The following is a 9,367-nucleotide window of genomic DNA, read 5'->3' on the forward strand; positions in this document are numbered from 1 at the left end:
GCCCGCCATGCCTCATGCCCAGATCGCCGGACACCGGGTCTATTACGAGGAGAGCGGCCATGGCGTTCAGCCGCTGTTGTTGCTGAACGGCATCACCATGTCCACCGTAGGCTGGACGCTGATGGTGCCGGCGCTGGAGCAGCATTTCCGCCTGCTGCGTCTGGACTTTCTCGGCCAAGGACAAACCGACCATCCGCCCGCCGAGCACTATCAGCTGGCGGAACAAGCCGATCTGGCCGCCGGACTGCTGGCGTGGCTGGGCATCGACCAGGCCTACGTGGTAGGGTTGTCCTACGGCGGCATGGTGGCGCAGCACCTGACCCACCGCCATCCAGGCCGCGTGTCGCGGCTGCTGCTGGCAGGCACGCTGGCCTGGGCCGACAGCGTCAATAGCCATATCGGCGACAGCTGGATCGCCGCCCATCACCAGGGCGGCCTGGACTTGCGCTACCAGATCAGCGTCCCCTGGTTGTTTTCCAGCCGCTTCCTCTCTGGCAACGCCGGCATGCTGGAAAACCTGAAAGTGCTGGCCGGCATGGTGGATTGGGACGCGGTGATCCGCTTGATCGAAGGCGTCAAGCAGCACGATTCCCGCACCTGGCTATCACAATTGCAACTACCGGTGCATATACTGGTCGGAGACGAAGACCGGCTGACGCCGCTATATCAGGCCCGGCTGTTGCACGAACTGATCCCGAACGCCGAACTGGAAATCCTGCCCGGCGTCGGCCATGTGCTGCACATCGAAGCCGCGGAAGCTTTCGTCCGCAGCATCATCCGTTTCGGCGCCCGCTGAGGCGGCCACAACACCAAGGGGGAAGACTCGATGAGCGCTGAAGCCGTACTGTTGAATGTTGACAAACAGGGCGTCGCCACCGTGACGCTGAACCGCGCCGATCTGCACAACGCGCTGGATGATGAGGCCATCAGCCTGCTGGCCGCCACGCTGGAGACGCTGGCCGAGGACAATTCAGTGCGAGCGGTGGTGCTCACCGGCAGCGGCATCAGCTTCTCCGCCGGCCATGACCCCGACTGGCTGCGCCGCTTGTCGCAATTCAGCGCCAGCGACCTCAACCGCTACGCGCAGCAGCACGCCCGGCTGCTGCACACGCTGGACACCTTGCCCCAGCCAACGGTGGCCCGCGTGCAAGGCTCGGCTTTTGGCCTGGGCGTGGCGCTGGTCGCCTGTTGCGACATCGCCATCGGCGCATCGGAGGCCTTGTTCAGCCTGTCCGATGTCCGCTTCGGACAAATTCCGGCCCTGGCGATACCCTACTTGGTGCGCGCCATCGGCGAGCGTCCCACCCGCCGCTATTGCATCAGCGCCGAACGCTTCAATGCCGGCAAGGCCAAGCGGTTGGGATTGATTCATCAAGTATTGGAGAACGACGAACTGGACGCCGCCGTCCAGCACATGCTGGCGCAGCTGCTGCTGAACGGTCCGGCGGCGATGCGCGCCGCCAAGCATCTGGTGGGAGAAGTCGGCCATCAGGAGATCACGCCGCAGGTGATACAACGCTGCATCGAACACAGCCTCGCGGTGCGCATGAGCGACGAGGGCCGCGAAGGCATCCAGGCGTTGATCGAAATGCGCAAGCCGTCCTGGCTGGAGTGACGCCCGGCTGGCTCATCGGGGCGCGTCGATGCGACAATAGCCCGCATCGACGATTGCCTGGTTCCCCATGTCCAACCACACTTTTTTCTGGCACGACTACGAAACCTTCGGCGCCGTGCCGCGCCGCGACCGCCCGTCGCAATTCGCCGGCATCCGCACCGACGCCGAGCTGAACGAAATCGGCGAACCGGTGATGCTGTACTGCCGCCCGGCGCCCGACTACCTGCCCACGCTGCAAGCCACCCTGCTGACCGGCATCACGCCGCAGCGATGCCGCGAGCGCGGCGTGGCCGAGCATGAATTCGCCGGCGTGATCGAACGCGAACTGGCCACGCCGGCCACCATAGGCGTCGGCTACAACTCGCTGCGCTTCGACGACGAGGTCACCCGCTTCCTGTTCTGGCGCAACCTGATCGACCCGTACGCGCGCGAATGGCAGAACCACTGCGGACGCTGGGATCTGCTGGACCTGGTGCGCGCCACCTACGCGCTGCGGCCGGACGGCATCGTCTGGCCGCAGCATGAAGACGGCCGCGTCAGCTTCAAGCTGGAACACCTGTCCGCCGCCAACGGCCTGGCGCATGAGTCGGCGCACGACGCGCTGTCCGACGTGCGGGCCACCATCGCGCTGGCCAGATTGATCCGCCAGCGCCAGCCCAAGCTGTTCGACTACTACCTGACGCTGCGCAAGAAAGATGCGGTCAAGGTACAGCTGTCCTTGCACGACCCCAAGCCGGTGCTGCACGTTTCCGGCATGTATGGCGTCGAGCGCGGCAATCTGGCCCTGGTGTGGCCGCTGGCCGCTCACCCGACCAACGCCAACGAAGTCATCGTCTGGGACCTGGCGCATGACCCGGCCGAACTGCGCGGCCTGTCCGCCGACGACATCCGCCTGCGCCTGTTCAGCCGCGCCGACGAACTGCCGGCAGGCACGCAACGGCTGCCGATCAAGACCATTCACATCAACAAATCGCCGTTCGTCGTCGCCAATCTCAAGGTATTGAGCGAGGACGCCGCCGCGCGCTGGGGCATGGACCTGGCCGCCATGCACCGCCACGCCGAAACGGCGAAAACCTTGCCGGACCTGTCCGCGCTGTGGCGCCGCGTCTATCAGCGCGAGGCCGGCGATCCGCTAGATGTGGATGAAAACCTGTACGGCGGCTTCGTTTCCAACAACGACCGCAAGGTGCTGCAGAAAATGCGCCGGCTGTCCGCGCCGCAACTGGCTGGCGAGATGGCGTTGTTTGAAGATCCGCAGTTGGCGGAACTGCTGTTCCGCTACCGCGCGCGCAACTTCCCGGACTCCTTGTCCGACAGCGAGCAGCGACGCTGGAAGCAATGGTGCCGGGAACGGCTGGCCGCCGCCCTGCCAGGCTTCCAACGGGAAATGGCGGAGCTGGAGGCAAGCGAGCTCCCGCCCGGGCATAGGCAGCTGTTGCGACAAGTGGCGGATTATGCCGCGAATCTGCAAGTAGAACTGGACTAACGCCCAGTAAGCGACGATTGGCGGAGCGCTGGCGCGCTCTGCCAGCCTAGGGGCTGTTGACGTTTGGTGAAATGCATCCCGGCGCGACCGCTCACCAAACGTCAACAGCCCCTAGTAGCGGTCAACGCCCTCTTGCCCGCCCTCAGCCCTTGACCGGCAAGCCGCCGGGCGGTATTGGGGCGAGCCTGCCCCCTCAGCAAGCCGGTTCCTCAGCCCGTTTTTCTGCCCCCTACGCGTTTCCCCTTATGAATTTTCATTATCTAGTGCGCTAGAACCATTTATATGGGAATCAAAAATGCGAACCAGGAGGCTTGCATGCTGCACCAACTCACCGTTCGACAAAAACTGCTCGGCGGTTTCTCGCTATTGATCCTGCTGCTCTGCGTGGTGGTCGCCGTCGCCTACAGCAAGCTGCACACCATTCAGGACAACATCACCGAGATTAAAGAAGACCGCTACCCCAAGATCATTCTGTCCCAACGCATCGCCCTAAATCTGCTCTACATCAGCCGCGGCGTGCGCGATGGCGTCTTGGCGCGCGACAAGGACACGGTAGAGAAAAAAATCCAGCAGGTAGAAGACCTGCGCGCCAGCAACCGCGCCGACCTGGAAAAAATGGAACCCATGCTGTCCACTCCGGAAGGCAGGGCTTTGTTCGCGAAAATCCGGCAAGCACAAGATGAGCAACGACCACTATTCGAGCCCTTGTATGCGCTGATTCGCAGCCACCAGACCGATGCCGCCCGCGATTTTCTGGAAACCAAGTTCGCCGTGGCCAACAACAACTTCATCAACGCGCTGCTGTCGCTGCGCGACCGTCAGCAAGGCCGGCTGGATAAATCGATGGTGATCGCGCTGGAATCCAGCCGAGATGCGGTGGTCATCTTGCTCGGCACAGCGCTGGCGTCACTGCTGCTCGCTGTCGTGGTCGCCTTGTGGATCTCGCACTTGATCACCTCTCCGCTGCGCAAGTCGGCCGATCTGGTGCATCAGATCAAGCAGGGCAATCTGTCCGGCGCCAGCGAGCCTATCCCCCCTGCCCGCGACGAAGCGATGCAGATCGCCCGCGACATCCAGGAAATGCGCGAGGGCTTGCGCCAGATGGTGCAAAGCATTCAAGAAAACGCTCATCACGTATCCGACTCCGCCCGCGCGCTGTCCGGCATGGCGCAGCAAGTGGCCACCGGCGCCCAGACCCAGGCCGAAGCCACTTCGTCTACCGCCGCGTCCATCGAACAACTGACCGTCAGCATCAATCAGGTGGCGGACAACTCCAGCGAGGCCTCGCAGCAGGCGCAGGCCGCAGGGCAGCTGGCCAATCGCGGCGGCACCGAGGTGCTGGAATCCGTCGGCAAGATCCGCTTCGTCACCACCTCGGTGGATGATACCGCGAAGCAGATGAACAGCCTGACGCGTGAAGTCCAGCAGATCGGCAATATCGTCACCGTGATCCGCGATGTGGCCGACCAGACCAATTTGCTGGCGCTGAACGCCGCCATCGAAGCCGCCCGCGCTGGAGAAACCGGCCGCGGCTTCGCCGTGGTGGCCGACGAGGTGCGCAAGCTGGCCGAGCGGACCACCACCTCGGCCCAGGAAATCACCGCCATGATAGGCTCCATCCAGCAAGGCGTGGGCCAGGTGGTGCACAGCATGGGTCAAAGCCTGGATTGCGTGGAAGGCGTGTCCGGCACCGCGGAGCAGGCATCGCTATCGATGAAGGAAATCGAAACCAGCGCCGACACCATCATACGCACCATCCATAGCATCACCGGCGCGCTGACCGAACAGCGCAGCACCAGTTTGAGCCTGGCGCAGGATATGGAAAAAGTGTCTCGAATGGCGGAGGAGAACAACGCCACCGTGCAAGAGCTGGCCACTACCTCCAGCCAGTTGAATGCGCTGTCCGCCAATCTGCAAAGCGTAGCGACGCGCTTCCGGCTTTAGGTGAAGCGCGCGCTGCCCACATCAGGCTGCGCCTATCGGTGCAGCTTTTTTGTCGGCAATCTTCAAATCGCATAGCAAACCCAGCAGCAACAAGCTGCCAACACGGCATGCGTTTCTCATTTATAATCGCGCCACCCCAACGACAACTATCGCACCGACACGCCATGGACCCGATCCTGTTGTTCCACTCCCTGATCATGGGCTTGGTGGAAGGCATCACCGAATTCCTGCCCATTTCCTCCACCGGCCACCTGATCCTGACCGGCGACCTGCTGAACTTTCTCGACAAGGAAAAGCGCGACGTCTACGAGATTTTCATCCAGCTGGGCGCCATGCTGGCGGTGGTGTGGGAATACCGCGCCAAGATAGGCCGCACCGTCTGCGGCGCCGTCCGCCCCGGCAGCGAACGCAATCTGCTGCTGGGCATTGTCATCGCCTTCATCCCGGCCGCCATCGCCGGCCTGCTGTTCTCCAAGCAGATCAAGGCCGTGCTGTTCAATCCGGTCTGCGTGGCGATTGCCTTCATCATCGGCGGCCTGATCATCCTGTGGGCGGAAAAGCGGCAACATCAGGTCACCGTGCAAACGGTGGACGACCTGACGCTGAAGGATGCGTTGAAAGTGGGCCTGTGCCAGTGCCTGGCGCTGATTCCCGGCACCAGCCGCTCCGGCGCCACCATCATCGGCGGTCTGTTTCTGGGCCTGTCGCGCAAGGCGGCGACGGAGTTTTCGTTCTTCCTCGGCATTCCCACCTTGGGCGCGGCTTCGCTGTACAGCCTGATCAAGCACCGCGAGGCGCTGAGCGCGGACGACATCGGCGTGTTCGCCATCGGCTTTATCGCGTCCTTCGTCTTCGCCTTCCTCGCCATCCGCGCGCTGCTGCGCTTCATCTCGACGCACAGCTTCGCCGTGTTCGCCTGGTATCGAATCGCTTTTGGCCTGATCGTGCTGGCCAGCTGGCAGACTGGCTTGGTGAACTGGAGCGCCGGTTAAAAACGCGCGCCGCGGGCAAAGCCTGCAGGCCAGCCCGCCCTACTTCGCATCCCGCCCGACTTTGCTGACGCGCTCGAAGAATTCGTAGATCCCGGTCTCGCTCATCCGGCGCGCGTCGGCCAGCTCGCCAGCGCGGGTGGCATAGATCACCTTGTTGTCCGGCGACAGCACCACCGCGGCCGGAATGCCCTTGGCGATGGGGTGGCCGTAGGCGGCGTCGATGTCGAGGTTATGATCGAAATTGCCGACATCCACCTTCACTACCTTGAATGCCCTCGCCAGCAGCTCGGCGCTCTTGCCCGTCTTCAGCGCCGCATCCAGCGCCCGGCAGTCCTCGCACCAGTTGGCTCCCAGGATCAGCAGCACCGGCTGATGATCTTGCTGGGCCGCTTCCAGCATCTGCCGCAGTTCGGCCTGGGCATCGGCTTTGTCGTCATACGGCAAGTCGCCGGCAAGCGTAGCGGTGCTGGCCAGCAGCAGCGACATCAGGATGAAAAACTTGCGCATGGGAACTCTCCTGAATCAGTCCAGCCGGGGCTGGCACAATACTTCGGCTTTCACGGAATGGGCGATGAAGCATTCGGCATGGGCGGCGTGGTGCAGCCGCTCATGCTGCTCCGGCGTCGGCGGCGTGTCGCCGGAAAACATGACCTTGGGCTGCAGAATGACGCGCGCGACCCAGGCTTTGCCGTCCTCATTCTTGCCCATCTCACCGACCGCGACGTCATGGTATTCGTCCACCCGGAAACCGGCGCAGGCGGCCAAGTCGAGAAACCACAACATATGGCAGCTGGACAAGGCGGCGATGAAAGCCTCTTCCGGGTCAACTGCGGCGGGATCGGAGTACGGCACGGGGACCACATGCGGCGACGATGACCCCGCTACTTCTGCGCCGCCATCAAACTTCAACACATGCTTGCGGCTATAGCGGCGATCCAGAAAATCCTGCTCGCCGCGCCGCCATAGCACCTCCGCCTGATGCTGCGCCATTCGTCCTGCCCCTGATCAATTTCACGGCAAAAATAATAGCACGGCAATGACGAAAACATAGACAGGCGCTCAACGATAATATGCGGGCCGCAACGCGCGCTCGCCCCACACCTCGTCCTGTTCCGCGCGCCAATGCCGCAGCGCCTCCACATCCAGCTCCGCCATCAGCAAGGTCGGTCCGTCGTCCGCCCATGCCAGCAAATGGCCACGCGCGTCGATCAGACAGCTGGCGCCGTCGTACTGCGGCGCCGGATAGTTGCACAAGGCGATTGCGCAGCGGTTCTCCAACGCCCGGCCGCGCAGTTGCTGCAGACGCACATCGCCGAGCTCGGCATCGCGGCGCATCGGGCAGGCATTCGGCACCAGCACCAGCTCGGCGCCGTGCCGCATCAAGGCGCGGCCGGCCTCGGGGAATTCGCGGTCGTAACAAATCATCGCGCCGACGCGCAAGGTTTCGTCGCCCAACACCAGATCGGCGCAGGCGAAACCATCGCCGCCTTGCAGCGCCGTTTCCGTGCCGTCGGTGAAATCGCAGATGTGGACCTTGTCGTACTGCAAGGCCTGGAAGCCGTCCGCGCCATACAGGCGCAGCCGGTTGCGCAAGGCGCCGAGATGGCGCGCCAGATAAGTCAGGCCTATGGCCAAGCCATGCTCGGCCGCCAGGCTGGCCACAGCGGCCAGCGCCGGCTCGTCGTCGTCCCAGGCATGGGCATGGTCCATCCGCTCTGGGGCGTAGCCGGTGGACCACATCTCCGGCAACAGCAGCAGATGCGCCCCGCTGGCCGCGGCCTCGCCACACCACTGCCGCAGCAACGGCAGGCGACGGGATGGATCATCCGGCGCGCAGCGCTGCGCCAGGGCCAGCCGGATCGCGCTCATACCAGCGCGATCCGCACATAGATGGGCTGGTATGGCGCTTCCTGGCTGACCTTGACCATGCCCTCCTTCACCAGCTCCAGCACGGCGATGAAGTTGACCACCAAGTGCGCCACGCCCTTCTCGATGTCGAACAGCTCCTCGAACGGCACATACTCCTTGCCGTCCAGATAGCGCAGAATCCAGCTCATCTGCTCGCGCACCGACAGCTCGTCCTTCTCCACCTTGTGGTGGCGGCGGTGCTTGGCGCGCGACAAGATGGCCATCCAGGCTTGGCGCAGGTCGGCGGCGCTGACGTCCGGCAGGCGCTGCTCGGCGGACTGCTCCACCAGCACCGCCAGCCAGGCGAAATCGCGGTCGGCCTGCGGAATCTTGTCCAGCTCCAGCGCGGCCAGCTTCATCTGCTCATACTCCAGCAAGCGGCGCACCAGTTCCGCACGCGGATCGTCCGGCTCGCCGTCCTCGTCCAGTTGCGGACGCGGCAGCAGCAACCGCGATTTGATCTCGATCAGCAGCGCCGCCATCAGCAGATACTCCGCCGCCAGCTCCAACCGCCCATGCTGCATCGCGTCGATATAGGACAGGTACTGGGCGGTGATTTCGGCCATCGGGATGTTCAGCACGTCCAGGTTCTGCTTGCGGATCAGATAAAGCAGCAGGTCGAGCGGACCTTCAAAACTTTCCAGGATCACCTGCAGCGCGTCGGGGGGGATGAACAGGTCTTGCGGCACTTCCAGCACCGGCTGGCCGAAAACGTGCGCAATCGGCACGCTGGGCGGCAGTTCCGGCGCGGTCAATTGGAAGTCGGCGGCATCGCCGGTGGCGGGGGTATCGGGTACGGCGGTCATGGCGACAAGGATACCAGTTCCAGAGCAGGCCGCGCTTCTCTTCCGACTAAACGCATAACCTAAACTATGCCTGCCAATACTCTCCCGGCAGGTAGTCGCTGAAATACCATTGCTGGCCTTCCAGATCGCGCGCCAGATAACCGCTGGCGCCGTAATCCTCGCGCTTCGGCGGCTGCACGATATGCGCGCCCTGTTCCTTGGCGTGTTCGTAATGCGCCGTCGGGTCGGCCACGTAAACGCACAAGGCCTGGGCCAGCCCGGATACGCTGCGCGCGCTGACCCACTGTTGCTCGGGCTTGGGGCTGGACAACATGATCACGGCGTTACCCAGACTCAACTCCGAGTGCAGCACTCGGCCCTCCTCAATCACGGCAAAGCGCCGTTGGAAACCGAATACCCGCTGCAGCCACGCCATCGCCGCAATCGCATCGTCGTAACACAGGCACGGATAGACGCCTGGCAAGGCTCTGGTTTCGCTCATCTCACGCTCCAGCTGGGGAAGGAATAGCGGGAACTTGATTGTATGAGAATGGCAATAAAAAAGGCTATGTCCCAATTACAAGTTGGTAACTACACTGAAGTAAGCCTCTCACCAGGAGCGTGATGATGGATACCC

Annotated in this window: 10 protein-coding genes; 5 read left to right on the forward strand and 5 right to left on the reverse strand. The window is 63.2% G+C overall.

What is annotated here, in order from left to right:
* The first annotated feature begins 7 nt into the window (after positions 1–7).
* The 5 genes from QUG01_RS17755 to QUG01_RS17775 all read left to right on the forward strand — a co-directional run bounded on the left by QUG01_RS17755 (position 8) and on the right by QUG01_RS17775 (position 6,037).
* Complete coding sequence (locus QUG01_RS17755) at positions 8–796, forward strand: alpha/beta fold hydrolase (protein WP_500831242.1); 789 nt, start codon at positions 8–10, stop codon at positions 794–796.
* A 30-nt stretch (positions 797–826) separates the two neighbouring features.
* The gene (locus tag QUG01_RS17760; protein ID WP_500831243.1) at positions 827–1,615 is read left to right on the forward strand and encodes an enoyl-CoA hydratase-related protein; all 789 of its coding nucleotides are present in this window, start codon (positions 827–829) and stop codon (positions 1,613–1,615) included.
* Between the two features lie 67 nt (positions 1,616–1,682).
* On the forward strand, positions 1,683–3,101 hold the full coding sequence (gene sbcB, locus QUG01_RS17765) for an exodeoxyribonuclease I (RefSeq protein ID WP_500831244.1): 1,419 nt from the start codon (positions 1,683–1,685) through the stop codon (positions 3,099–3,101).
* A gap of 315 nt (positions 3,102–3,416) precedes the next feature.
* Positions 3,417–5,045, forward strand: coding sequence for a methyl-accepting chemotaxis protein (locus QUG01_RS17770; protein WP_500831245.1), 1,629 nt, complete (start codon positions 3,417–3,419; stop codon positions 5,043–5,045).
* Positions 5,046–5,209: 164 nt separating this feature from the next.
* Positions 5,210–6,037 (forward strand): undecaprenyl-diphosphate phosphatase, encoded by an 828-nt coding sequence (locus QUG01_RS17775; RefSeq protein WP_500831246.1) that lies wholly within the window; start codon positions 5,210–5,212, stop codon positions 6,035–6,037.
* 39 nt (positions 6,038–6,076) lie between these two features.
* On the opposite strand, the gene QUG01_RS17780 is transcribed toward QUG01_RS17775, so the two are convergent.
* The 5 genes from QUG01_RS17780 to QUG01_RS17800 all read right to left on the reverse strand — a co-directional run bounded on the left by QUG01_RS17780 (position 6,077) and on the right by QUG01_RS17800 (position 9,232).
* The gene (locus QUG01_RS17780; protein ID WP_500831247.1) at positions 6,077–6,544 is read right to left on the reverse strand and encodes a thioredoxin family protein; all 468 of its coding nucleotides are present in this window, start codon (positions 6,542–6,544) and stop codon (positions 6,077–6,079) included.
* A gap of 15 nt (positions 6,545–6,559) precedes the next feature.
* A complete protein-coding gene (locus tag QUG01_RS17785; RefSeq protein WP_500831248.1) occupies positions 6,560–7,027 on the reverse strand; it encodes an OsmC family protein in 468 nt (155 codons plus the stop codon).
* A 69-nt stretch (positions 7,028–7,096) separates the two neighbouring features.
* A complete protein-coding gene (locus QUG01_RS17790) occupies positions 7,097–7,906 on the reverse strand; it encodes a carbon-nitrogen hydrolase family protein (protein ID WP_500831249.1) in 810 nt (269 codons plus the stop codon).
* Positions 7,903–8,751 carry a segregation and condensation protein A gene (locus QUG01_RS17795; protein ID WP_500831250.1) on the reverse strand — a complete coding sequence of 283 codons (849 nt, stop codon included), beginning with the start codon at positions 8,749–8,751 and terminating at the stop codon, positions 7,903–7,905. Before QUG01_RS17795 ends, QUG01_RS17790 begins: the two co-directional genes overlap by 4 nt.
* A 64-nt stretch (positions 8,752–8,815) precedes the next feature.
* Positions 8,816–9,232, reverse strand: a complete 417-nt coding sequence (locus QUG01_RS17800) for a VOC family protein (RefSeq protein ID WP_500831251.1) — start codon at positions 9,230–9,232, stop codon at positions 8,816–8,818.
* Between the last annotated feature and the right edge of the window lie 135 nt (positions 9,233–9,367).

Source organism: Chromobacterium sp. CCUG 76385 (genome assembly GCF_059916625.1).

Bases quoted from the DNA above. Each gene is read 5' to 3' on its own strand.
- QUG01_RS17755 (WP_500831242.1), top strand. From the start codon at position 8: ATGCCTCATGCCCAGATCGCCGGACACCGGGTCTATTACGAGGAGAGC.
- QUG01_RS17760 (WP_500831243.1), top strand. From the start codon at position 827: ATGAGCGCTGAAGCCGTACTGTTGAATGTTGACAAACAGGGCGTCGCC.
- sbcB (WP_500831244.1), top strand. From the start codon at position 1,683: ATGTCCAACCACACTTTTTTCTGGCACGACTACGAAACCTTCGGCGCC.
- QUG01_RS17770 (WP_500831245.1), top strand. From the start codon at position 3,417: ATGCTGCACCAACTCACCGTTCGACAAAAACTGCTCGGCGGTTTCTCG.
- QUG01_RS17775 (WP_500831246.1), top strand. From the start codon at position 5,210: ATGGACCCGATCCTGTTGTTCCACTCCCTGATCATGGGCTTGGTGGAA.
- QUG01_RS17780 (WP_500831247.1), bottom strand. From the start codon at position 6,544: ATGCGCAAGTTTTTCATCCTGATGTCGCTGCTGCTGGCCAGCACCGCT.
- QUG01_RS17785 (WP_500831248.1), bottom strand. From the start codon at position 7,027: ATGGCGCAGCATCAGGCGGAGGTGCTATGGCGGCGCGGCGAGCAGGAT.
- QUG01_RS17790 (WP_500831249.1), bottom strand. From the start codon at position 7,906: ATGAGCGCGATCCGGCTGGCCCTGGCGCAGCGCTGCGCGCCGGATGAT.
- QUG01_RS17795 (WP_500831250.1), bottom strand. From the start codon at position 8,751: ATGACCGCCGTACCCGATACCCCCGCCACCGGCGATGCCGCCGACTTC.
- QUG01_RS17800 (WP_500831251.1), bottom strand. From the start codon at position 9,232: ATGAGCGAAACCAGAGCCTTGCCAGGCGTCTATCCGTGCCTGTGTTAC.